The following is a 23711-nucleotide window of genomic DNA, read 5'->3' as shown; positions in this document are numbered from 1 at the left end:
AGCTGATGCATATCAGAGGCGGCCGGAGAGGATCACCTCTTCGGCGTCTTCGACACTCATATCGAAGACCTTCCTGCCGATCTCGAAGCTGAAGCCATTGCGGGCGAAGGCGGACAGTTCCTTTGCCTTGCGTTTGTCGTCGAGGTCGCCACGGCGAAACGGACCGAAGGCGCGTTTGCGGGCGAATATGGTCGCGGCATAGAGATCGTTCGCCTCTCCGAGCGCCGCCTCGACCTTGTCGCTCGCGACACCCTTGGCCACGAGTTTCTGGGCGATGGCGCGCTTCGATTTGCCGCCGCGCACGGCAGAGCGCGTGCTGATTTCGGCATAGGCGCCATCGTCGATCAGCTTGTTGTCATAGGCAAACGTGACGGCGAAATCGGCAACGGCCTTGAGCTGGCCCGCGCTGATGTCTTCGAACTTCTCCCTGGCCTTGCGGCTGATGGCGTCGAAGAGCTGCTTTTCCGTCATCATCCGCCGCTCCAGGCGATAGATGGCGGAGTTGCGCGCCCAGCTCAGCATGCGGGGTGTCGGGATATCGGATGGATCGGTATCGACGGTCATCTCAAGCGATCAGGCTTCCAGACCCTTGAGGACATTGGCGACGTTGAGGCCGATCTCCGGCACGCCGTAGCCGCCTTCCATGCAGGCAAGCACCGGCAGCCCGGCGGCGGATATCATTGCGCCCATGCGGGTGAAATCGTCGGAGGTGAGGCTGAAGAAAGAGATCGGATCGCGCACGAAGGTGTCGACCCCGAGCGCCAGGACGATCGCTTCGGCGCCGAAGGCCCTGATGCGGGCGAGGGCATCGGCAAGGGCAGAAGACCAGACCTCAAAGGGTGTGCCCGACGGCATCGGATAATTGCGGTTGGTCCCAGTGCCCGCTCCCTCGCCCTCCTCGTCGGCATGGCCGAGGAAATAGGGAAAGGCGTGCATCGGATCGCCATGCAGCGAGGCGGTGAAGACATCGCCGCGGCGATAAAAGAGATCCTGGGTGCCGTTGCCATGGTGGAAATCGACATCGAGCACGGCAACTTTGGCCGCGCCACGATCGAGCAGCCGCTGCGCCGCGACACCCGCATTGTTGATGAAGCAGTAGCCGCCGAAGAGATCGATGCCGGCGTGATGGCCAGGCGGGCGGCAGAGCGCGAAGGCGAAACGATGCCCCTCGGCCAGCCAATCGGCGCCCGTTACGGCGCAACGCATCGAGGCGATCGCCGCCTCGTAGGAGCCCTTGGTGATCGAGGTATCGGCGGCATTGGCGTAATGGCCGATCGCGCCGACGATATTGTCGGGCACGCGCTGGCTGGTGCGGCGCACCGGGAAGGAATTTGCGATCGCCTCGCCCTCGAAACCGGCCGCCACCCAGCGATCCCAGACGGTGGCGAGAAAATCGAGATAGGCCGGGTCATGCACCTTTTTGGCCGTTTCCAGCCCGTGCGCATCGGGCGCCACAACATCGGCAAAGCCCGCCTCCTTGACCGCCGCCAGGATCCATTCGGCCCGGAACGGCGCCTCGAAGGGCGTCACCAACTGGCCGGCATAGAGCTCTGTTCTGGCATCGCGCAGCTTATGATCTTCGGAATAGATGACGCGCATTGCAGATCCTGCCCCTGGTTGAAAATCGAGATTTACACGGCTTCGCCCCAACGAAAAAGCGGTGTGTCGGCTTGATCGCCGCGCTAAATAACGCCACCTTCGCCGTTGTTTTCAGAACGAGGAAATTTTCCCCATGAAAGTGCTGATGGTCGATGTCGACGGCGTGCTCATTCATGGCCGGCCGGCCGACGGCCTGCCGCACTTCACCTTTCTCGAGCGCGATCTCGGGCTGCGCCTCGACCTGCTGCAGCAGGCATTCTTCCAGACCCACTGGAGCGAGATCATCATCGGCCGCGAGGCGTTGGAACCGCGGCTTTCGGCCGTGCTTGCAGAGATCGCGCCCCATGTCACTGCCGCAACCCTGATCGACTATTGGTTCGAAAACGATTCCCGCCTCGATCTCAATCTCCTGGAGGAGCTTGCCGCCCTCCGGCAAAGCGGTGTTGCCCTCTTTCTGGCGACCAATCAGGAGCACAGGCGAGCCCGCTACCTGATGGAAGAGGCCGGCCTCGGCGCGCATGTCGACGGCATCATCTATTCCGCCGCGCTCGGACACCGCAAACCTTCGCCGGACTTTTTCCGGCTGGCGTCCGAACGCGCCGGCGCCCTGCCCGGCGACATCGCCTTTATCGACGACATGGCCGAAAATATCGAAGCGGCGCGGCAGTTCGGCTGGCACGCGGCGCAATGGACGGCAGGCACGACACTTGCCGGCGCATTTCCGGGTTTGCGCCGGCCGGCGTGAGCGGAGCCGGCGCAATTAGAGCCGCTTGTAGAACAGGGTGGTATCGCAGAAGCCGCCTTGCGGCCACAGCGCATAATCGGGAATGACGCCGACGCGCTCCCAGCCCAGGCGTGGATAAATCGCCTCGGCATCGCTGCCGGTTGCCGTGTCGAGCACGAGCAGGGTTTTGCCGCGCTTTCTTGCCTCCCGTTCGGCGGCCTCCATCAGCAGCCGGGCAAGTCCCCTGCCGCGGGCGGAGCGATGCACCAGCAGTTTCTTCAGATCACCGCGATGCGGCTGGTTCGGCATCTGCGCAGCGCCCACCTGCACGGTACCGACGATGCTGCCGGCGAGTTCGGCGACCAGCAGCAGATTGCCGCCCGCCGCAACGGCATCGGCGACGTCGCACCAATAGGGCTCGGCGTCTTCGGGCGTATAGGGCTGCATGAAGCCGACCGACGCGCCGCCGGCGACACAATCGGCAAGCACCTGCGAAAGGGCCGGAATGGCGGCACGTGCTTCCTCGGCGGAAAGGGTGCGAATGTCAGGCATGTCGTTCTCCTGAAATAGAGGCTGTCATCGGCCGCCGCGATCGAGCACGACGCAATAGCGCGCCGGCGCGTTGCCGGGATTGTGGAAGACATGCCCGTCGCCGACGGGCATGGAGAGGCAGTCGCCGGGACGCAGCCGGTAGACCGTCTCACCGGCGGTCATCTCCAGCTCGCCGTCGAACAGCCAGACATGCTGGGTCATGCCGTGGGAGGCCGCATGCGGGGGAAAGCTGACGCGGGCGCCGGCGGGAAATTCGACCTCGACAATATCGACATCGGAGGCAGTGCCGGGCGCCGAGACCGACCGCCTGAGGTAACCGGTTTCCGGATCGCGCCAGACCTGCTGGTCCTGCCTGCGGGCGAGCGGCGAGGCCTGCTGCCCCTCCTCTGCGAAAAAGGCCGAGAGCGACAGGCCGAGGGCGGCGCAAATCCTTGCCAGCAGCGAGGCAGTCGGGCTCGCCTCGGCCCGCTCGATACGCGAAATCATTGCCCGGCTGACGCCGGAGGCGGTGGCAAGATCGTCCAGCGTCAAGCCCTTTTCCAGCCGCAGCTTGCGGATGCGAATGCCGATCGCCTGCTCGAGTTGCTCTTCCATCTTTCCTATCCGCGATTCTACTATAAAAGAAATACATGTTCTCATGATGGAATCAAGCCGATAAGCGGCGCGCAAGCAACTTGCTTTCACCGCGGCCTCGCCCGTATATGTCGGTGCGATCGATGGAGAGACGAATGGACGCCAGCACGCAGAGCACGGAACTCACGGGAAGCTTCACGGCCGCCGCCTGGGACAGGATTGCGCCCATCATGGCCGAGATCGAGGCGCTGCCGCTTCTGACGCGGCTCTCCGACGGCACGCTGCCGCCGGAAATCTTTCGCCACTACATTCTGCAGGACGCGCTTTACCTCAAGCACTATGCACGCTGCCTTGCCATCGTCGCGGCCAAGGCGCCCGACAATGCGCAGGTGCTGCGTTTCCTCGGTTCGGCGCAGAAGGCGATCACCGTCGAGCAGGGCCTGCATGCCGGCTTTCTCACCCAGTTCGGCATCACGGCCGCGGATTTGACCTCGGCGGAGCCGTCGCCCACCTGCTTTGCCTATACCAATTTTCTGCTGGCCACCGCCTATCACCGCTCTTACGCGGTGGCGCTTTCCGCCATTCTCCCCTGCTTCTGGATCTACTGGCATGTCGGCGAGGCGATCAAGAACCAGCCCGTTGTCGAGGGCAATGCCTTCCAGGCCTGGATCAACACCTATGGCGATCCGCAATTTGCCGCCGGCGCGCGCGAAGTGATCGCACTGACCGACATCGCCGCCCGCGCCGCCTCGCCGGCGGAACGCACAGAGATGACCGATGCCTTCGTGCGCGCCTCGCAATATGAATGGATGTTCTGGGATTCGGCCTGGCGGCTGGAGACCTGGCCAGTCTGAGACGCGTTCGACCGGCTCGTAAAATAGCGTAAACGGCGGGATAATTACCGCTTTGCGGCCGGGGGCGGCGCTGCTATATGGCGCGCATGAGCACCAATTCGACCACTCCGCTGTCCCATATCCGCAACTTCTCGATCGTGGCCCATATCGACCACGGCAAATCGACGCTGGCCGACCGCCTGATTCAGACGACAGGCGGCCTTGCCGAGCGCGAAATGTCCGAGCAGGTGCTCGACAATATGGATATCGAGCGCGAGCGCGGCATCACCATCAAGGCCCAGACCGTGCGCCTGCACTACCAGGCGAACAATGGCGAAAAGTACATTCTCAACCTGATCGACACGCCCGGCCACGTCGACTTCGCCTATGAAGTCTCGCGCTCGCTGTCGGCCTGCGAGGGCTCGCTGCTGGTCGTCGACGCCTCGCAGGGTGTGGAAGCGCAGACGCTCGCCAACGTCTACCAGGCGATCGACAACAATCACGAGCTCGTCACCGTGCTCAACAAGATCGACCTGCCGGCCGCTGAACCCGACCGCATCAAGGAACAGATCGAGGAAGTGATCGGCATCGACGCGTCGGAGGCTGTGCTGATCTCGGCCAAAACAGGCCTCGGCATTCCCGATGTGCTCGAGGCGATCGTCCGCAAGCTGCCGGCGCCGAAGAGCCCGGGCGGCGAAAAGGCGCCGCTGAAGGCGCTGCTCGTCGACAGCTGGTACGACACCTATCTCGGTGTCATGGTTCTCGTGCGCATCATCGACGGCGTACTGACCAAGGGCCAGACGATCCGCATGATGGGCACGGATGCGAAATACCAGGTGGAGCGTGTTGGCGTGCTGACGCCGAAGATGGTCAATGTCGACAGCCTCGGCCCCGGCGAGATCGGCTTCATCACCGCCTCGATCAAGGAAGTGGCCGATACCCGCGTCGGTGATACGATCACCGAGGACAAGCGGCCGACGGCACAGGCACTGCCGGGCTTCAAGCCGGCGCAGCCAGTGGTCTTCTGCGGCCTCTTCCCGGTCGATGCCGCCGATTTCGAGGATCTGCGCGCCGCCATGGGCAAGCTTCGCCTCAACGACGCCTCCTTCTCCTTCGAAATGGAATCGTCTGCGGCGCTCGGCTTCGGCTTCCGCTGCGGTTTTCTCGGCCTCTTACATCTCGAAATCATCCAGGAACGGCTGGAGCGTGAGTTCGACCTCGATCTGATCGCCACCGCCCCGTCGGTCGTCTACAAAATGTACATGACCGACGGCACGGAACGCGAGCTGCACAATCCCGCCGACATGCCCGACGTCGTGAAAATCTCCGAGATCCACGAGCCGTGGATCCGCGCGACGATCCTGACCCCCGACGATTATCTCGGCGGCATCCTGAAGCTCTGCCAGGACCGGCGCGGCATCCAGATCGAACTGACCTATGTCGGCACGCGCGCGATGCTGACCTACGACCTGCCGCTCAACGAAGTCGTGTTCGATTTCTACGACCGGCTGAAGTCGATCTCCAAGGGCTATGCCTCGTTCGACTATACGCTGACCGATCACCGCGAGGGCAACCTCGTGAAGATGTCGATCCTCGTCAACGGCGAGCCGGTCGACGCGCTGTCGATGATGGTGCACCGCACCGCCGCCGAAAAGCGCGGCCGCGACATGTGCGAAAAGCTCAAGGAGCTGATCCCGAAGCACATGTTCAAGATCCCGATCCAGGCGGCGATCGGCGGCAACGTCATCGCCCGCGAGACGATCTCGGCGTTGCGCAAGGACGTGACCGCGAAATGCTACGGCGGCGACGCCACACGCAAGCGCAAGCTGCTCGACAAGCAGAAGGCCGGCAAGAAGCGCATGCGCCAGTTCGGCAAGGTGGAGATTCCGCAGGAAGCCTTCATCGCGGCGTTGAAGATGGGCGATGAATAACGCTTCTCAATGGTATCTGATGCGCATACAGTGTGCGCATCAGACCAAGGAGATCGTCATGGCGCAGCATGCGAGGAAAGCAGCGAACCTTTCTCTCGATGAGGGGCTCGTGTCGCAGGCACGTGAGCTGAAGATCAATATATCCCGGGCGGCGGAAGATGGGATCGCGAAGGCCATAAAGGCGGAACGCGAACGGCTGTGGCGTATCGAGAACGCGGAGGCTATTGCCGCCTCCAATGCCTATGTCGAAAAGCACGGCCTGCCGTTTCAGAAATATCGACAGTTCTGATGGCTCGGTTTCATGTCTACAATTTGATCCATACGAATGCGCTTGCGCTTGATCTGCAGTCAGACCTGCATGGCGACCTCACGACGCGGATCATGGCGCCAATGCTTCCGCTGGAAGCTCTTCCCAAAATCATGCGTCAGCTCAATCCGCAATTCGTGATCAACGGCGTGCCATACGTTATGGCGACCCAATTTATCGGCGCGATTTCCATTAAAGAGATAGGCGTCGCAGCCGCCGATCTCACGGCCGACAGCGATCGTATTATCAGCGCCCTGGACTTCCTCTTCCAAGGCTTCTGAGATCAACCTCGCGCCATATACTCCTTCACCAACCCCTCATAGGCCGCCATTTCCGGCAGCGCCGCGTAGCTGTGCACTGCACCGGTCTCGGCAAAGGCCAGCTTCTCGCTCGTCCATGTCTCGATGAACGGCGTGAACCAGCTGGGGTCATCGAGCATGGTGACGCGCAGATTGACGAACCAGTCCATGCCTTCCGGGCGGGTGAACATCCAGCTCATGCAATGCGGACAGAAATAATGTTTCGTCGTGCCGTGCAGGCCGCCGATGACAGGCTCGCCTTTCGTCACTTCGAAACCTTCGCTGGGGATGGCGGCACTCAGCGAATAGGCGCTCGCCGTCATCCTCTGGCAGCCCGTGCAGTGGCAGGCCATTGTCAGCAGCGGCGGCGCGCTGATCTTCAACCGCACGCGACCGCAACGGCAGCCGCCTTCCATGGGTAAGTTCTGTGCCGTCATGATATCCTCCCCTTCCGCCACGTGATTTAGCGGAGCCGGCGACGTTGTCGAGAGAGCCCGCCGGCGTAAATCTCAGAGGCGGTTCATCGGGCGGGCCGGGTTGCCGACCACGGTGGTCCCCGCCGGCACGTCCCTGGTCACGACAGCGCCGGCGCCGACGATCGCGCCATCGCCGATGGTGACGCCACCAAGGATGGCGGCAGCGCCGCCGATCCAGACGTCGCTGCCGATCGAAACCGGCCGGGCGATCTCGATACCCTGGCTGCGAAGTGCGGGGTCCTTGTGATGTTCGGCACAATAGATCTGCACGCCCGGTCCGAACATGGTGCGGTCGCCGACCGTCACGCGGCCGGAATCGAGGATGGTGCAGCCGGCATTGAAATAGACGCGCTCGCCGAGAACAATATTGATGCCGTAGGAGCAGTGAAACGGCGCTTCGATGAAGATATCGGGCGCCGCACCGGCAAAGAGTGCTCTGAGCGCCGGGGCGACGGCCCCGCGCTCATCCGGCGGCAGCGTGTTATGGGCGTGAACGGCACGGCGCGCCTGCTGACGCAGGCGATCCAGTTCGTCGTCGAGGCAGCAATACCACTCACCCGCCGCCATCTTTTCATATTCGCTTGCCGGCATAGTTTCGCCTCTCAAGCCGGGGCCTCCGACAATAGCCCGATCTCTGCCGGCTCGATCAGGCTGACCCAGGCTCGCGCGATGGCCAGGCCGGCAGCATCGGCGGCGACGCCATGGTGCGCCGCCAGTTCGGCATGGTTCTCCAGCCAGCCGGGGGCGATGCGGGCGATCGTATCAGGGAATTCCGCCTTCCACTGCTCGACGACCGTCCGGTCGGCCTCGAAATGGAACTGGGTGCCGTAGACGGCGCGGCCGATGCGGAAGGCCTGGTTTTCGGCGACGGGGCTCGCCGCCAGACGCACCGCGCTCTCGGGCAGGGTAAAGGTGTCGGCATGCCATTCGAAGATGGTGAATTCGCCGCCAAGCGCCGACAGCAGCGGATCGGCCCGGCCCTCGCCGGTGAGGCCGATCCGGTGCCAACCGAATTCGCGAGCAGTGCCGAGATGATTGTCAGCGCCATAGGCGCGGGCGAGGATCTGGCTGCCGAGGCAGATGCCAAGCACAGCCTTGCCGGCATCGCCGAAGCGGCGGGCAAGCCGGGCAAGTTCGGGCAGGTAGGGGTGCGTCTCGTCATCCAGCGCGCTCTGCTCACCGCCGAGAACGACCAGCGCGTCATGGCCGGCTATGTCGAGCGGCAGGATGCCGTCCTGCCACACGCGAAACCACTCGATTTCGGCGCCGGCTTCGTCGAGCGCTCTGGCAAGCGCCCCCAGACCGGTATTCTTCATGTTTTCGACGACTGCGACTCGCATGGGCGTTCCCGATATGATCGACGCGGAGGAGACCATGGCGTAAGACCGTAGGCAAGACGCTTCGATCACAGTCATTGCGCGGCCACGTCACCGCGTTTAAGCCAAGCGGAACGAAAGGAAATCGCCATGACCGAAAAACCCCGCGTCTCGATCCTCTACTGCACCCAGTGCAACTGGCTGCTGCGCTCCGCCTGGATGGCGCAGGAGCTGCTGCATACGTTTTCCGACAGCCTCGGCGAAGTGGCGCTGATCCCCGGCACCGGCGGCAATTTCGAGATCCGCGTCAATGGCGATCTCATCTGGGAACGCAAGCGCGACGGCGGTTTCCCCGGGCCGAAGGAGCTGAAGCAGCGGGTCCGCGACATCGTCGAGCCCGGCCGCGATCTCGGCCATGTCGACCGCGCCTCGCTCGAAAGCTGACCTCAGCGATAGGGCGAGCGGCAGACTCGGTAGACGCCCTCATAGGTGAGGAAGTGATCCGTCCGCGGATTATAGGAGCGATACTCATTGGTGCACCAGGCGATATGCTTGTTCATATCGCGCGCCGCCGGCTGCACGCGGCGCACCGGCGGCGGATCGTAGGTCAGCTGCGGCCGCCCGGCCGCACCCGGCAGATAATAGGTCGGCCCCGCGCCGCGCGGGCGGTAATTCGGCTGAACATAGGCGGGCCGATGCCATTGCTGCGTCCCGAAGCCGAAGCAGCCGCGAAAATCGCAAAGCGTCGAACCGGTATTGACCGGCCCAAGCCCCGGCTTACCCACCTTCAACGAATCGGCGGCTGCAATTGCGGGCGACAGAACGGCCAAGAGGGCGGCGAGCAGAAACGTGCGGGAAGCAGGCATCGTCCATTTCCTTTTGATCCTCTCTTATATAGGACGCCCAACGACAGGCGCTATGCCTGTCCGGCAGCACGCCTCGTGATGTGATCGGCAGTTTTTTGCCAACTGTCAGGAAAACTTCAAAAACCCAGTTGACAGTCGCGGGCCACCCCCTTACATCGCTCTCCGTCGCCCAGATGGCGGAATTGGTAGACGCGCAGGTTTCAGGTACCTGTGCCGCGAGGCGTGGAGGTTCGAGTCCTCTTCTGGGCACCATTCCAATCTTGATCGCTACCAAGATCAGGTAATCAAATCTTCCAAAATTACGCATTGGCACCTTCCAACGAAGGCCGTTGGCGATGCGCTTTATCGATATGGCTGATTCCAGTATCCGTTCTGGTTGCCGAACCAGCGCAGCATAGGATGGCGTGATTCCCGGCCTTCAGGCCGCCATGTGCGGCGCCGTTTTCCCGCCGTCGGCAATCACCGACAAGACCACGATACCGGCTTCTCTGGCGGCGCTCAGAAGCAAGTCCCTGAGTTCGTCCATTCCGGCCTGCCCGATTATGGCATCGGCGCAAACCTTCACAGCCGCGACATATTCCTCTCCGTCGTCAAGCGGCCATTCGATCATCAGAACCTCGGCTGCGTCACGGAGCGTCCGGACGATCTTTCCCCGGCCCCCAACAAAGAGAACGAGAGGCGCAAAATCCACCGATGTGTCCCATTGCATGGCACTTTCTCCACAAGGATTAGAATATTAGTAATAATGCAATTAGCGTGCCGCGCAAGGCGAAAGCGGCATCGTTGCCGGACGGAATTGCCCACTCAGTTCAGCGCCACCGCGGAACGCACGCGACGGTAGCTCGAAACAATCTCGCTGCCACCGCCGATCGTATGCCGCTACGGCGCACTGACGAAGACGGCATGGTCAAATATTCGGTCGTCGAGCGATCGCAAGCAAATGCCGGCTTCGACTATCTGAGGATGGAGCTTCCGGCCCAACGGTTCCGGCAGGCGCAGCCAACGGCTTTGCCGACCGGTTGAAGCGCCTATCGCACCGGCTGATAGTGGCCGCGCAGCGGCACCTTGCCGCCCATGGTGACGAAGCCGTCGCGTTCGCAGACATACATCAGCGTCGGCATGCCGCCGGAGCGGAAGATGTCGTCGTAACGGCGGCGGACCTGGACCGTTTCAGTACGGCAATTATAGGATTCCTCTTCCTTCTTGTCCGGCTGCGCCTTGACGCCGGGAAGGCCCTTGTAGGGATAGAGGGCTTGAACGTCGGATGTGACGGGTTTCGTCCAGTCGACGGCAAAGGCGGAGGCCGGCGCAAGGCCTGATAGGGCAACGAGCAATATCGGAAACATCATCACAAGCCGCATGGAAATTCTCCTGCCGGCATCGTTGCGCCGTTGATAGGATGTAGGAAAACCGGGGATCGCGATCAAGCCGCCGCAGCAGGCGGCTTCCTGAAATAACTTCTGATGATGGGATGGCTGAAGAGGCCGGCGAGAATGGCAAAGCCGGCGCCGACGACGAAACCGGCAAGGAGGCCGCCGATGATGCCGGCGACCAGCAGGATCTTCTTTCCTGGGCCGTCGGCCTTGACCGGCGGCTCGGCCGGCGAGATGACGCGAATATTGCTCTGGCTGAGGTTCTGCTCCTCGCTCGTCTGGCTCGAGCGCTTCAGCACCGTCTCGTAGATATCGCGCGCCGCCGTCGCTTTGCGCTGCAGTTCGTTCAATTCCACCTGCTTGTCCGAGGTCGTCGCCTGCAGCGCCTTCTGCACCGCAAGCTCCTTGGCGATGCTATCTTCGGCGGCCTTCGCCTGCTCGTATTCGCCGCGTGCCGAGGTGGCGAGGCGCTGCAATTCACCCTTGATTTCGCCTGATATGCTTTGCAGCGAGGAGCGGGCCGCCTGCAGGCGCGGATGACGCGTGCCCATCTGGCTTTCGAGGCTGCCGACGGCGGCGGCTTGGGCTGCATATTGCTGGCGCAGGCTCACCAGCGGCGAAGTGGCGCCGCCCTCGGTCTGATTGCCGGCGACGATGTCTTCGACCCGCAGATTGGCGACGGCGTCGGCGCGGGCCTTCGCCTGGATGGTCTTTTCCTGCGCCGTCACCAGCAGTGTGTTCAGCGAGCCGAGCCGCTGATCGGAAATCAGATTGCCCTCGGTCGCGGCCATGTCGTTGTCGGCGCGGAAGGTCTCGACTGCCTGCTCGGCCTCCAACACCTTCTGGCGCAGGTCGTCGAGGCGTCCGTCGAGCGTCGAGGAGGTGTTTTCATAGAGGCCGTTCGAGGCGCTGTTTTCCTCTTCGGTGAAGGCGGTGACGACCTGGTTGGCGAGCCTTGCGGATTTTTCCGGATCATTGGTCGTCGCGGCAAGCGAAACGACATAGGTGGTGGCCTGGCGGGTGATGACCAGCGCCTTCTGCAGGGTGCCGATGACGGCAGCGCCATCGGTCCGGCCGCCGGTGAATTCCGGATCCTGATCGAGCTTCATCGCCTCGACGACGCGGCGCAGCACGTTGCCCGAGGTCAGGATCTGCACCTGGCTGTCGATCAGCGCCGAGATCATTTCCGGCGACGGGCCGGAAGACTGCGCACCGGCCTCGGCAAGGCCGATCTGGCGCGGATCGAAATAGAGGCTGCTGACGGCAGTGTATTTCTGGCCGATGAACGGCGCCACTGCCCCGCCGGCGACCGCTCCGACAAGGGCCAGGGCAAGCACCACCAGCCGACGGCTCCAGATCGCCGCGATGCTGGAGCGGAGATCAAGAAGCGGGGCTCCGGGTGCCGACGTGCTCTGCGGCGGCAGATCGGCCGCGGGCGGCACGGCAGGCGGAGGCGACGGCTGTTCGGATCGACGGGTTTGCGCAACGTTTGCCGGCGGCGGCACGAAAGGCGGCGGAGCGGGTTCGGGCGCCGGGCGGGCGAAATCATCCGGGCGGACGACAGGACTGCGCAGGCGCACGCCTTCCGGTGCAGTCTGAGGCGGCTCATAACTGCGCCAGCCGGGCAGCCGGCTTACTCTATTCCTGTCATACTGGCTCATACGCGCACTCGTGTCCCGCCCAGCGTGAAAGACTGAAGCCGAGGTGCCGAGACTTTAGAAATTCTTAGCTAACGGACCGTTAAGATACTGGCGGCCATAGAGATGTTGCCGTTTGCCGCGACTGCGAGGGATAGCCATGAGGACGACACGACATCTGACGGCGCCGCTGCTTGCGGCCGCCCTCATCGCGTCGCCGGCGCTTGGCGCCGATAAGCCCTGCTATCGTGGCGTCAATCTGTCCGGCGGCGAATATGGCGAGCGCGACGCGACCTACGGTACGAACTATCTCTATCCGAGCGAGGCAACGATCGGCTATTTCGCCAAAAAGGGCATGACCATCATCCGGCTGCCCTTCCGCTGGGAGCGGCTGCAGGCGGCGCTCGGCGGCCGGTTCGACGCGGAAGAACTCACGCGGATCAAAGAGACCGTTGCTCTGATCCGCAAGCACGGTATGGCCGTCCTGCTCGATCCGCATAATTTCGGCTATTACGACAAGATACAGATCGGCACCGCGCCGGCGACCGACGCCGCCTTCGCCGATTTCTGGGCGAGGCTTGCCGTCGAATTCGCCAATGAGGACGGCGTGCTCTTCGGCCTGATGAATGAACCGCATGACATCAAGGCGACGGACTGGCTCGATGCCGCCAACGCTGCGATCCGCAGCATCCGGGCCATCGGCGCACGCAATCTCATCCTCGTGCCGGGCACCGCCTGGAGCGGTGCTCACAGCTGGGAAAAAGACGTAATCGGCGGCGCCAACGGCACGGTGATGCTCGGCGTGCGCGACCCGCTCGACTTCTACGCTTACGAGGTCCACCAATATCTCGACATCGACTCGTCGGGAACCCATCCGACCTGCGAAGGTGCGACCGCCGCTGTCGAGGCGATCGCCGGCGTCACCGCCTGGCTGAAGCAGAACCACAAGCGCGGCTTTCTCGGCGAATTCGGCGCCTCCGCCGACAAGGACTGCATGGGCGGTCTGAAAGAGATCTACGCCACCATGTCAGGAAATAGCGACGTCTGGCTTGGCTGGTCCTATTGGGCGGCGGGCGAATGGTGGCCGGCGGACGAGCCTTTCAACGTTCAGCCGCATCAGGGCCCCGAGCGGCCGCAGATGCGGCTTCTCGCCGAGTCGGCCAAGGCCGATCGCGGCGCCTGCACCACCGTCAAGCCCGCGGGGAACTGACCGTGGCAGCCGTCGATCAGAAAGCACCGACTTTCGCTGTGGCGGGCAACCGGCTCGATCCGGCCGCAAGGGCATCGCACGTCGATCATCCGGTGCTCTGGCTCGGCCTGCTGTCGGTGCTCTATAACGGCATCCTGGCCTTCATCAATCACAACATCATGCCGCTTTCGTTGACGCATGTCGCCGCCAGCGAAGGCCTGATCATGGCAAGCGCCATCATCTACATCCTCCACAAGGGGATTTACGAAACCGACCTGCCGGCCTTTCTGTTCCTGCTGTTTACGCTTGTCGTGACCATCTATGTCAGCGTGCTCAATCGCGTGCCGTTCGTCGATCATTTCCGCAACGTGCTGATCATCTTCTGCTTTTCCGGCCTCGGAGGCTGGAGCAACGAGAAAACCATGAAGCTCGCCTTTCGCTGGGCCAGCCTTGCGGTGCTGATCTTCCTGATCTTCGAGATCGTCAGCGTGCCGTTCTATGTCAGCATCGTGCATCCGTCCGATTATTTCGCCAATACGCGCGGGCTGCTGCCGCTGAGCTACAATAAGACGGGCCTTTTCCAGAACGCGCTCGGTTTTCCCGAGCGCTTCTCCTTCGGTATCATCGACCACCGCTCGTCCTCGATCTTCCTCGAGCAGGTGTCGCTCGCCAATTTCTGCGGCGTGATCGCGATCTATCTGATCTCCATGTGGGAAAGAATAAGCCGCTGGGATCGGCTGCTGTTCATCGCTACGGCAGTGCTGATCCTGGTGACGAACGATACGCGCACCATGCTGATCTTCTGTTTTGCCTGCATCGTCGGCTATTTCGTCTTTCCGAAGATCCCGAAGAATTTCAATCTGGCGCTGATGCCGCTGATCGTCGTCGCAGGTTTCCTCGTCTACACCATGAAACCCAATGCGACGGGCGACAATTTCACCGGCCGCATCAATCTGACGATGAAGAAGATCATGGAACTCGATCCTCTTGCCGTTCTCGGGCTTTCGGTCGGCCGGGTCGCCGAGTTCGCCGACAGCGGCTATGTCTACCTGATCTACGCGGCGACGGTCTTCGGCGTTATCGCCTTCTGGCTGTTCGTCTGTCTCTTCCCCGCCGGCCGCACGGCAGCGCAGCGGCGTTGCGCCCATTCACTTTCTCTTTTCATTTTTCTGAATATGATGATCGGGGGGACCGCTGTTTTCTCGATGAAGATTGCCGGCCTCCTGTGGTTCGTCGTCGGATATATGCGCTTCCACGACAGCCCGCGCATCCGGCAGGGTCGTGCGGCAGATGTAGAGAGTTGACCGCAGCGGCACGGTAGGGACCGGAGCCGGCGCGAGCCCGGGGAGCAAGACGCTCGATGCTTGTCCAGCTTCAGTACCTGCGCGCCATTGCAGCGCTGATGGTCGTCTATTTCCACGCGATATTGCAGCTTGCCAAAGTCAATCCCGCCGTCGACGCCACGGCCTTTCTCTACGGTGAAACCGGCGTCGACATCTTCTTCGTCTTGAGCGGCTTCGTGATGTGGCTGACGACGAGCGGGCGGGTGATGAGCCCCATCGATTTCGCCCGCCGCCGTATCAGAAGGATTGTCCCGCTCTACTGGCTGGCAACGCTGTTTTCAGCCGTCGTGGCGCTGGCGGCCCCCTCATTGCTGAAATCGACGGTGTTCGATGTTCCGCATCTCATCGCCTCGCTATTCTTTCTGCCATGGGCCAATGCCGCCGATCCCGGCACGATCACCCCCGTCGTCGTGCCCGGCTGGACGCTGAATTACGAGATGTTCTTCTATCTCGTGTTTGCGCTGCTGCTGCCGTTGCAGGAGACCCGTCGCATTCCGGCCATGTTCGCGGTCTTTGCCGTGATCCTGATTGCCTGCCGGCTGCTGCCGGAAACCACCGCCACCCGGTTCTACGGCGAACCGATCATGCTCGAGTTTCTCGCTGGCGTCGTGCTCGGCTGGCTCTATGGGCAGAAGGCGCTCCTGCCGAACCGCTGGGCATGGGGCGTACTCGCCACCGGCTTTGCGTTCCTCCTGGTCAACGAGGCGCTGATGCAGCCGGAAAACCGGTTCTACGCCTGGGGGATCCCGGCCGTCTTCATAGTCTTCGGCGCGGTCTCCATCGACTTTTCCCGGCTGCCGGCTCTCGGATGGCTGAACTATCTCGGCGATTGCTCCTATGCCATCTATATCACCCACGCCTTCACGCTGGCTTTTTTGAGGGTTGTCGCCGACCGCCTGCCGATCGGCATCCTGCAGCAGCCGGTGCTCTTCATCATCCTGTCGCTGGTGCTTTCGTCGGTCGGCGGCGCCATCGTCCACGAAATCACCACCCCGCGCCGGAAAGTGGCCGTAGCAAGCCGTCCGCCGGCCTGACTTTCGTACCGAAGGCGAGAATACGCATCCCCACGGCGCTGGCGGCACAGTTTTTTGCGCAACTTCTCTTAAGCTTGGACCTGGAAGCGAGAGAACTTGCACAAGCGTGATGGTTGCTCTTGCAATTTGTCGCATGAATGAAAGTGCGCCGGCCTATTCGCGGCCCGGGCTTTGATCTAAGCACGGCTGCGGTCTTGAAGAGGGAAGAGCGAGAGACATGAGAAGCTATGTATTGACGGTATCCTGCAAATCGACGCGCGGAATCGTTGCGGCGATTTCGAGCTATCTGGCCGAGAAGGGCTGCAACATCATCGACAGCTCGCAGTTCGACGATCTCGATACCGGCAAGTTCTTCATGCGCGTCAGCTTCATTTCGGAAGAGGGTCTGGCCGGCTCGGCGATCAGCGCCGATTTTGCCGCCGTCGCCGCGCCCTTCGAGATGGACTATGAGTTCCACGACAGCGAAAGCCGCATGAAGGTGCTGCTGATGGTGTCGCGCTTCGGCCATTGTCTCAACGACCTGCTCTACCGCTGGAAGATCGGGGCGCTGCCGATCGACATCGTCGGCGTCGTCTCCAACCACTTCGATTACCAGAAGGTCGTCGTCAACCACGACATCCCCTTCCACCACATCAAGGTGACCAAGGAGAACAAGCCGCAGGCCGAAGCCCAGCTGGTCGAGCTCGTCAATCAGACCGGCACCGAGCTGATCGTGCTCGCCCGCTACATGCAGGTTCTCTCCGACCAGCTCTGCAAGCAGATGTCGGGCAAGATCATCAACATCCACCATTCCTTCCTGCCGTCCTTCAAGGGCGCCAACCCCTACAAGCAGGCCTATGAGCGCGGCGTCAAACTGATCGGCGCCACCGCCCATTACGTCACCGCCGACCTCGACGAAGGCCCGATCATCGAGCAGGACACGGCCCGCATCACCCACGCCCAGAGCGCCGAGGACTATGTCTCGATCGGCCGCGACGTCGAAAGCCAGGTGCTGGCGCGGGCCATCCACGCCCATATCCATCACCGCACCTTCATCAACGGCAACCGCACCGTCGTCTTCCCGGCAAGCCCGGGCAGCTACGCCTCCGAACGCATGGGCTGAGGCCGGTCAAGGCCGGCATCTCTTTTGCTGGCAAACGACAATCACCCGTTGCCTGCCGGCGGCAAGTATTTGATTATCTCGCGCAACGGGTAATCGAATCATGCTGCGGGAGGGGGTGTCATGACCGACGAGGCGCTTGTTGATCGCATGGCGCTGCCGCGTCCCGATGTCACCGTCGCGGACGCGGAAGAGATCCTTCTTGATCATTACGGTCTGTCCGGCACCGTCATCGAACTGGGCAGCCAGCAGGATCGGAACTACCGGGTCGACAGTGATCGCGGACGCTACGTCCTGAAAATCTGCCATGCCGCCTACGAGACCCGCGAGCTCGAAGCGCAGAATGCGGCAATCCATCACCTCAAAGGCAAACCGGACGCGCCGCGTGTTCCGAACGTCGTCGCCACGAATGACGGGCGAGAGATCCTTGTCCTCACCGTGCGCGGGCAGGGCTATCAGGTCCGGCTGCTGGAATATCTCGAAGGTTCGGGGCTGACGGAACTGACCTATGTCGCGCCGGCTTCCGTTGCGGCGCTTGGCGCTCTCTGCGCCAGGCTGGCGCAGGCCCTTGCCGATTTCGACCATCCGGGTCTCGACCGCAGCCTGCAATGGGATCTGAGGCGCGCCGGGCCGGTCGCCGTGCAGCTGCTTTCCGCCATCACCGACAGCGCCGCCCGCGACCGGATCGCCAAGACCATGGTGATGGCCGTTCGCCGCATCCAGCCCCTGGCGCCGTCGCTCCGGCTGCAGGCCGTCCATCACGACGTCACCGGCGACAATGTCGTCGGCCACCGTGATGCACGCGGCCATACGATCCCCGATGGAGTGATCGATTTCGGCGACATCATCCGCGGCTGGCTGGTGGGCGACCTCGCCGTCACCTGCGCCTCGCTGCTGCATCAGGCGAATGGCGATCCCTTTCATATCCTGCCCGCCGTCACCGCCTATCAGGCGATCTATCCGCTGAGCGACGACGAACTGAAGGCGCTGTGGCCGCTGATCGTCGCCCGCGCGGTCATCCTCGTCGCCAGCAGCGAGCAGCAGATTTCAGTCGAGCCGGATAACGACTATGTCCGCGGCAATCTCGACGCCGAGCGGGTGATCTTCGATACGGCAATGTCGGTCCCGTTCGAACTCATGGAAGCCGCCATCCTCAAGGCGGCAGGCGCCGACGTCGCCGCTCCGCAGACATCGGAATGGTTGCCCCTGCTGCCCGACATCGATACCGCCGCGATCGCCTATATCGATCTTGGCGTGCGAAGCCCGCATTTTTCCGCCGGCAACTGGCTGAATACCGATATGGATTGGCGGCTGCTGGCCCGGGCTGCGACCGAAAGCGGCGCGGCGGCAACGCGTTACGGCGAATATCGGCTCTCGCGCGCGGCCCTTGGCAGCAGCAAGGAACAGCCGACCTGCGCCCTGCATGTCGACATATGCCTTGCTGCGGGAAGCGCGGTCGCGGCCCCCTTTGCCGGCCGCATCGGCTGGAAGGACCAGCATCTGACCCTGACCTGCGAGACGATGACCCTGCACCTCGACGGGCTCGACCCTTCAATCGAGGACGGCGCCGTGCTTGCCGCCGGTGATCCGTTGGGTTCGGTTTCCGGAGAGGCGTCGTCGCTCGGCGGGCTGCGCCTCCAGCTCTGCAACGTCGCGGGTCTCGAACCGCCGCTCTTTGCCACGCCACGGGAGGCGGCGGCCTGGTCGGTGCTGTGCCCCTCACCCTCGCCCCTTCTCGACCGGCAAGCGGATGCGCCGCAACCGGAAACTGCCGGTCTGCTCATCAAGCGGCAGGCGCATCTGGCAAGCGCGCAGAAGCACTATTATGCCGCGCCGCCGCAGATCGAGCGCGGCTGGAAAGAACATCTGTTCGATGTCGAGGGCCGCGCCTATCTCGACATGGTCAACAACGTCACCATCCTCGGCCATGGCCACCCCAGGTTCGCCGCGGCAATCGGCGCGCAATGGCTGCGGCTCAATACCAATTCGCGCTTCCACTATGGCGCGATCGCCGAATTTTCCGAACGGCTCGCCGCGCTTGCGCCGGAGGGGCTCGATACGGTCTTTCTGGTCAACAGCGGCTCCGAGGCGAACGATCTGGCGATCCGGCTGGCGCAAGTCCATAGCGGCGCGCGCGACATGCTCTGCCTGCTTGAAGCCTATCACGGCTGGTCGGCGGCGAGTGACGCCGTCTCCACCTCGATCGCCGATAATCCGCAGGCGCTGACCACCCGGCCGGATTGGGTGCATGCGGTCGTTTCGCCGAATACCTATCGCGGCGCGTTTCGCGGGCCTGACACGGCAGCGAGCTACCTCGGCGCCGTCACGCCGATGCTGGAGACGATCGACGCCGGCGGTCAGGGCCTGGCCGGCTTCATTTGCGAATCGGTCTACGGCAATGCCGGCGGTATTCCGTTGCCGGACGGTTATTTGAGGGAGATCTATGCGCAGGTGCGGGCCCGCGGCGGCCTCTGCATCGCCGACGAGGTGCAGGTCGGTTATTCCAGACTCGGTCATTATGTCTGGGGTTTCGAACAACAAGGGGTCGTGCCCGATATCATCACCATCGCCAAGGGCATGGGCAACGGCCATCCGCTCGGCGCCGTCATCACCACCCGCGCGATCGCGCAGTCACTGGAGAAGCAAGGGCCGTTCTTTTCCTCCACCGGCGGCAGCCCGGTCAGCTGCATCGCCGGCATAGCGGTGCTCGACATCATGGCCGAGGAAAAGCTGCAGGAAAATGCCCGCACGGTCGGCGATCATTTGAAGGAGCGGCTTGCGGCGCTGATCAACCGCCACCCGATCGTCGGCGCCGTGCACGGCATGGGCCTCTACCTCGGCCTGGAATTCGTCCGCGACAGAACGACGCTGGAGCCGGCGACGGAAGAGACGGCGGCGATCTGCGATCGGCTTCTGAGACTCGGCGTCATCATGCAGCCGACCGGCGATCACCAAAATGTGCTGAAGATCAAACCGCCGCTCTGCCTCAGCATCGAAAGCGCGGATTTCTTCGCCGACATGCTGGAAAAGGTGCTCGACGAAGGCTGGTAAGCAAGGCTCCAGCCGCCTTAACCAAATCGGTCATTTCGAGGCATTTCGATTTTTGCGGAGCGGCCCATTGCCTGATACAGCAAGGCTTCCTATCTCTGCTGCGGCGGTCGAAAGAGTTTCGATTCTGTCATGCGAATTTTACGAAGAGCTGATATGTTTCTTTCGGTAGGTTCGCCAGGAACGGAATTAATTTTTTCGGATCGTCGATTTTTTGACACGTTTCGGAATATGTTTCTGACAGGCTATCGGTTAATCTCTACTAAGTTTGTAGATATTGATGACAGCCATCGCCGGCCCCGGGCTCTTCCGGGACCACTCAAGCGCAACGCCAACGCAAGGAACGAGACATGATAGACATCGATATTCTCGCCGATCTGCTTGGGCGACCTGTGCTTGGCAATGACCGTCCGGGCGCCCTCTCCCGCCCGAACTGTCGAATGTGACGTTCGTCCTCCTTTCAACGGTACCAGACAAGTCAATTCGCCATGGCTGCGCATGCCGCGCGGCAGGAGTTCTATCAATGAAGAAACAAGTTATCGAATATGCCGGCGTTCCCGTCGGGATCGTCATTCCAGACGAAGACCGGCTGAAGTTCATCGCCGTGAAATTCCATGTCCACGACCTCGACGAGCAGCGATTCGGGTCGCCCGACGAGGTACGGCTGGCCATCCATGACCTGATGACCCGCCGCCATCCGAAGCCGCTTCATGCCTGAGGCATGGGGCAGCTGCCGATTTTGGCGGCTTTTCTCTTGTGACCGGTCTTGCCACAGGGGCCGGTCTTGTTTTTTGAGGACAATTGCAGTCCTATCGGCGGCCCTTCGTGCACAAGGATCCGCCCTTGCCCGACCTTCTCAACCTGATTACCGATATTGACGGCGTCGCCGTCGGCCATGCGACCGACCTCGCCCTCGGTTCCGGCGTTACGGTCATCGTCTTCGACGAGCCGGCCGTCGCGTCGGGTACCGTGCTCGGCGGCGCGCCGGGTGGGCGCGATACCGGCCTGCTCGACCCATCGATGACCGTCAGCGCCGTGGATGCCTTCGTATTTTCCGGCGGCTCGGCGTTCGGACTTGATGCTGCCGGTGGCGTGCAGGCGGGATTGCGCGAGGTCGGCCGCGGTTTTGCCGTGGGTTCGGTGCGCATCCCGATCGTGCCGCAGGCGATCCTGATGGACCTGCTGAATGGCGGGAATAAGGATTGGGGGATCCATTCACCCTATCGCGACATGGGCTATGCGGCGTTGAAGGCGGCCGCCAAGGGCGTATTCGCGCTCGGCACCACCGGTGCCGGAACGGGAGCGACGACCGCCACCTTCAAGGGCGGGCTCGGCTCGGCCAGTGCCGTCAGCAGCGCCGGGCACCGCATCGCGGCTGTTGTTGCAGTCAATGCGCTCGGCTCCGCAACGATCGGCGACGGGCCGCATTTCTGGGCGGCGCCCTTCGAGAAAGACGGTGAATTCGGCGGGCTCGGCATGCCTGCGGTCTCCGACCACAGGATGCGGCTCAAGGGGATGAACACGCCGGCGACGACGATCGGTGCGGTGGTGACCGACGCGCGGCTGACGAAGGCGGAGGCGCACCGGCTTTCGCTGGCTGGCCATGACGGCTTTGCCCGGGCGCTCTTGCCGGCACATCTGCCGCTCGACGGCGACACCGTCTTTGCCGCCTCGACCGGCCGGCATCGACGAGACGACATGGCAAGCCTGATGGAGCTTTGCCACCTCGCCACCCTCGTGATGGCGCGGGCGATCGCCCGTGGTGTCTACGAGGCGAGCGCCCTTCCGGCCGAAGGCGCGCAGAAGGCGTGGCGCGACCGATCCTGACGGTCATTGATTGAATAAACATGTCTCGCAAGTGTGCAGCGTTTGCATCAAAGACATGCGGAAAACAAGACCGGAAGCGCGGCAGGCTTTGGGTCGCAACCTGGTGGAATGGGGATGATGAATAAGGTTTCGTTTGCGCCGTCGGCACGTTTCGTCCGGCGGCTTTCCCTCGGCGTTGCGCTTTCGGCCGGTCTCATGGTGACGGCGATGACGCCGGCGGAAGCGGCGAACACCGGCCTCAAGCTTGGCATGAGCGTCGAGCCGACCGGCCTCGACCCGACGATCGCCGCACCCGTCGCAATCGGCCAGGTCACCTGGCAGAACGTGTTCGAGGGACTGGTGAGGATCGACCAGACCGGCAAGGTCCAGCCGCAGCTTGCGAAAAGCTGGGAGGTCTCGCCCGATGGCCTGACCTATACATTCAAGCTGCAGACCGGCGTCAAATTCCACGACGGCGAGGCTTTCGACGCCGCCAGCGCCAAGTTTTCGCTCGACCGCGCTCGCGGTGCGGATTCGGTCAATCCGCAGAAGCGCTTCTTCGCCTCGATCGCCTCGATCGATACGCCCGATGCGGAAACGCTGGTGCTGCATCTGTCGGCGCCGACCGGCAGCTTGATCTACTGGCTCGGCTGGCCGGCTTCGGTGATGGTCGCGCCGAAAACCGCTGCGGACGACAGGGTGACGCCGATCGGCACCGGCCCCTTCAAATTCGTCAGCTGGGCAAAGGGCGACAGGGTCGAACTCGCCAGGAATGCCGACTACTGGAACAAGGATGCGGCCGCCAAGCTCGACAAGGTGACCTTCCGCTTCATCGCCGATCCACAGGCGCAGGCCGCCGCGCTGAAATCCGGCGATCTCGACGCCTTTCCGGAATTTGCCGCACCCGAGCTGATGAGTTCGTTCGACGGCGATGCCAGGCTCGTGACCAGGATCGGCAATACCGAGCTCAAGGTCGTCGCCGGCATGAACAATGCCAAGAAGCCTTTCGACGACAAGCGCGTGCGCCAGGCGCTGATGATGGCAATCGACCGCAAGACGGTGATCGACGGCGCGTGGTCGGGCCTCGGCACGCCGATCGGCAGCCACTACACGCCGAACGATCCGGGCTATCAGGACACGACCGGCGTGCTGCCCTATGACGTCGGGAAGGCCAAGGCGCTGCTGGCCGAAGCCGGCTATCCCAACGGCTTCACCTTCACGATCAAATCGCCGCAGATGGCTTACGCGCCGCGCAGCGCTCAGGTGATGCAGGCGATGTTTGCCGAGATCGGTGTGACGATGAATATCGAGCCGACCGAATTTCCGGCGAAATGGGTCCAGGACATCATGAAGGACCGCAACTTCGACATGACGATCGTCGCCCATGCCGAGCCGCTCGACATCGACATCTACGCGCGCGATCCCTATTATTTCAATTACAAGAACCCTGCTTTCAACGCACTGATGAAGAAGGTCCAGGAGACGACCGATCCCGCCGCGCAGAACGCGATCTATGCGCAAGCACAGAAGATCCTCGCCGAGGACGTACCGGCGCTCTACCTCTTCGTCATGCCGAAACTCGGTGTCTGGGACAGGAAGCTGAAGGGGCTGTGGGAGAACGAGCCGATTCCTTCCAATGTGCTGTCCGGGGTTTCCTGGGAGGAGTGAGGCATCATTGGATGCGTGAGGCGTGAAGATGAGCGAAG

General features: G+C 62.6%; 25 protein-coding genes and 1 tRNA gene. 15 read left to right on the top strand and 11 right to left on the bottom strand.

The window, feature by feature from the left end; translation table 11 throughout:
- Positions 1–12: 12 nt before the first annotated feature.
- Both recX and AMC88_RS01440 read right to left on the bottom strand, forming a co-directional pair.
- Complete coding sequence (recX, locus tag AMC88_RS01445) at positions 13–564, bottom strand: recombination regulator RecX (protein ID WP_064829852.1); 552 nt, start codon at positions 562–564, stop codon at positions 13–15.
- A gap of 9 nt (positions 565–573) precedes the next feature.
- Positions 574–1599 (bottom strand): histone deacetylase family protein, encoded by a 1026-nt coding sequence (locus AMC88_RS01440; RefSeq protein WP_064824694.1) that lies wholly within the window; start codon positions 1597–1599, stop codon positions 574–576.
- A gap of 133 nt (positions 1600–1732) precedes the next feature.
- Between AMC88_RS01440 and AMC88_RS01435 the strand changes: the two genes are divergently transcribed.
- Positions 1733–2344 (top strand): HAD-IA family hydrolase, encoded by a 612-nt coding sequence (locus AMC88_RS01435; RefSeq protein WP_012482306.1) that lies wholly within the window; start codon positions 1733–1735, stop codon positions 2342–2344.
- Positions 2345–2359: 15 nt separating this feature from the next.
- Here the strand turns inward: AMC88_RS01435 and AMC88_RS01430 are convergent, their stop codons facing one another.
- Together AMC88_RS01430 and AMC88_RS01425 are read right to left on the bottom strand one after the other, a co-directional pair.
- Complete coding sequence (locus AMC88_RS01430; protein WP_012482305.1) at positions 2360–2875, bottom strand: GNAT family N-acetyltransferase; 516 nt, start codon at positions 2873–2875, stop codon at positions 2360–2362.
- A 24-nt stretch (positions 2876–2899) separates the two neighbouring features.
- Positions 2900–3469 (bottom strand): helix-turn-helix domain-containing protein, encoded by a 570-nt coding sequence (locus tag AMC88_RS01425; RefSeq protein ID WP_012482304.1) that lies wholly within the window; start codon positions 3467–3469, stop codon positions 2900–2902.
- Positions 3470–3603: 134 nt separating this feature from the next.
- On the opposite strand from AMC88_RS01425, the gene tenA reads away from it, so the two are divergent.
- From tenA to AMC88_RS01405, 4 genes are all read left to right on the top strand, one after another.
- Positions 3604–4302 carry a thiaminase II gene (tenA, locus tag AMC88_RS01420; RefSeq protein WP_012482303.1) on the top strand — a complete coding sequence of 233 codons (699 nt, stop codon included), beginning with the start codon at positions 3604–3606 and terminating at the stop codon, positions 4300–4302.
- A 77-nt stretch (positions 4303–4379) separates the two neighbouring features.
- Positions 4380–6212 carry a translation elongation factor 4 gene (lepA, locus tag AMC88_RS01415; protein ID WP_012482302.1) on the top strand — a complete coding sequence of 611 codons (1833 nt, stop codon included), beginning with the start codon at positions 4380–4382 and terminating at the stop codon, positions 6210–6212.
- 58 nt (positions 6213–6270) lie between these two features.
- Positions 6271–6501 carry a type II toxin-antitoxin system CcdA family antitoxin gene (locus tag AMC88_RS01410; protein ID WP_012482301.1) on the top strand — a complete coding sequence of 77 codons (231 nt, stop codon included), beginning with the start codon at positions 6271–6273 and terminating at the stop codon, positions 6499–6501.
- On the top strand, positions 6501–6800 hold the full coding sequence (locus AMC88_RS01405) for a CcdB family protein (protein ID WP_012482300.1): 300 nt from the start codon (positions 6501–6503) through the stop codon (positions 6798–6800). Before AMC88_RS01410 ends, AMC88_RS01405 begins: the two co-directional genes overlap by 1 nt.
- 2 nt (positions 6801–6802) lie before the next feature.
- On the opposite strand, the gene AMC88_RS01400 is transcribed toward AMC88_RS01405, so the two are convergent.
- The 3 genes from AMC88_RS01400 to AMC88_RS01390 form a co-directional block, all read right to left on the bottom strand.
- Positions 6803–7255, bottom strand: a complete 453-nt coding sequence (locus tag AMC88_RS01400) for a GFA family protein (RefSeq protein ID WP_012482299.1) — start codon at positions 7253–7255, stop codon at positions 6803–6805.
- Positions 7256–7327: 72 nt separating this feature from the next.
- Positions 7328–7885, bottom strand: a complete 558-nt coding sequence (locus AMC88_RS01395; RefSeq protein WP_012482298.1) for a sugar O-acetyltransferase — start codon at positions 7883–7885, stop codon at positions 7328–7330.
- Between the two features lie 11 nt (positions 7886–7896).
- On the bottom strand, positions 7897–8634 hold the full coding sequence (locus AMC88_RS01390) for a type 1 glutamine amidotransferase (RefSeq protein ID WP_010017662.1): 738 nt from the start codon (positions 8632–8634) through the stop codon (positions 7897–7899).
- 126 nt (positions 8635–8760) lie between these two features.
- Between AMC88_RS01390 and AMC88_RS01385 the strand changes: the two genes are divergently transcribed.
- Entirely contained in the window at positions 8761–9054 is a 294-nt protein-coding gene (locus AMC88_RS01385) for an Rdx family protein (RefSeq protein ID WP_012482297.1), read from the top strand.
- Positions 9055–9056: 2 nt separating this feature from the next.
- Here the strand turns inward: AMC88_RS01385 and AMC88_RS01380 are convergent, their stop codons facing one another.
- The gene (locus AMC88_RS01380; protein ID WP_064824693.1) at positions 9057–9476 is read right to left on the bottom strand and encodes a BA14K family protein; all 420 of its coding nucleotides are present in this window, start codon (positions 9474–9476) and stop codon (positions 9057–9059) included.
- Positions 9477–9643: 167 nt separating this feature from the next.
- Between AMC88_RS01380 and AMC88_RS01375 the strand changes: the two genes are divergently transcribed.
- Positions 9644–9728, top strand: a tRNA-Leu gene (locus AMC88_RS01375).
- Between the two features lie 166 nt (positions 9729–9894).
- Here the strand turns inward: AMC88_RS01375 and AMC88_RS01370 are convergent.
- From AMC88_RS01370 to AMC88_RS01360, 3 genes are all read right to left on the bottom strand, one after another.
- Positions 9895–10185, bottom strand: coding sequence for a DUF982 domain-containing protein (locus AMC88_RS01370; protein WP_010016424.1), 291 nt, complete (start codon positions 10183–10185; stop codon positions 9895–9897).
- A 319-nt stretch (positions 10186–10504) separates the two neighbouring features.
- Complete coding sequence (locus AMC88_RS01365; RefSeq protein WP_037142851.1) at positions 10505–10837, bottom strand: hypothetical protein; 333 nt, start codon at positions 10835–10837, stop codon at positions 10505–10507.
- A 62-nt stretch (positions 10838–10899) separates the two neighbouring features.
- A complete protein-coding gene (locus AMC88_RS01360) occupies positions 10900–12510 on the bottom strand; it encodes a GumC family protein (RefSeq protein ID WP_064824692.1) in 1611 nt (536 codons plus the stop codon).
- A gap of 136 nt (positions 12511–12646) precedes the next feature.
- Between AMC88_RS01360 and AMC88_RS01355 the strand changes: the two genes are divergently transcribed.
- The 8 genes from AMC88_RS01355 to AMC88_RS01320 all read left to right on the top strand — a co-directional run bounded on the left by AMC88_RS01355 (position 12647) and on the right by AMC88_RS01320 (position 23673).
- Complete coding sequence (locus AMC88_RS01355) at positions 12647–13696, top strand: glycoside hydrolase family 5 protein (protein WP_012482292.1); 1050 nt, start codon at positions 12647–12649, stop codon at positions 13694–13696.
- 2 nt (positions 13697–13698) lie between these two features.
- Entirely contained in the window at positions 13699–14979 is a 1281-nt protein-coding gene (locus tag AMC88_RS01350) for a hypothetical protein (protein ID WP_012482291.1), read from the top strand.
- Positions 14980–15035: 56 nt separating this feature from the next.
- Positions 15036–16052, top strand: coding sequence for an acyltransferase family protein (locus AMC88_RS01345; protein ID WP_012482290.1), 1017 nt, complete (start codon positions 15036–15038; stop codon positions 16050–16052).
- A gap of 217 nt (positions 16053–16269) precedes the next feature.
- Complete coding sequence (gene purU, locus AMC88_RS01340) at positions 16270–17154, top strand: formyltetrahydrofolate deformylase (protein WP_012482289.1); 885 nt, start codon at positions 16270–16272, stop codon at positions 17152–17154.
- 120 nt (positions 17155–17274) lie between these two features.
- Positions 17275–20202: an aminotransferase gene (locus AMC88_RS01335; protein ID WP_064824691.1), complete on the top strand. Its 2928-nt coding sequence runs from the start codon at positions 17275–17277 to the stop codon at positions 20200–20202.
- A gap of 520 nt (positions 20203–20722) precedes the next feature.
- A complete protein-coding gene (locus AMC88_RS01330) occupies positions 20723–20917 on the top strand; it encodes a hypothetical protein (protein WP_003544544.1) in 195 nt (64 codons plus the stop codon).
- Positions 20918–21042: 125 nt separating this feature from the next.
- The gene (locus AMC88_RS01325; RefSeq protein WP_041683820.1) at positions 21043–22026 is read left to right on the top strand and encodes a P1 family peptidase; all 984 of its coding nucleotides are present in this window, start codon (positions 21043–21045) and stop codon (positions 22024–22026) included.
- Positions 22027–22143: 117 nt separating this feature from the next.
- Positions 22144–23673, top strand: coding sequence for an ABC transporter substrate-binding protein (locus AMC88_RS01320; protein ID WP_185185225.1), 1530 nt, complete (start codon positions 22144–22146; stop codon positions 23671–23673).
- The last annotated feature ends 38 nt before the right edge of the window (positions 23674–23711 follow it).

Origin of the sequence: Rhizobium phaseoli (genome assembly GCF_001664385.1) — a bacterium.
Lineage (GTDB): Bacteria > Pseudomonadota > Alphaproteobacteria > Rhizobiales > Rhizobiaceae > Rhizobium > Rhizobium phaseoli.
The sequence above is the reverse complement of the archived record's forward strand: the minus strand, read 5'-3'. Positions and strand labels throughout refer to the sequence as shown.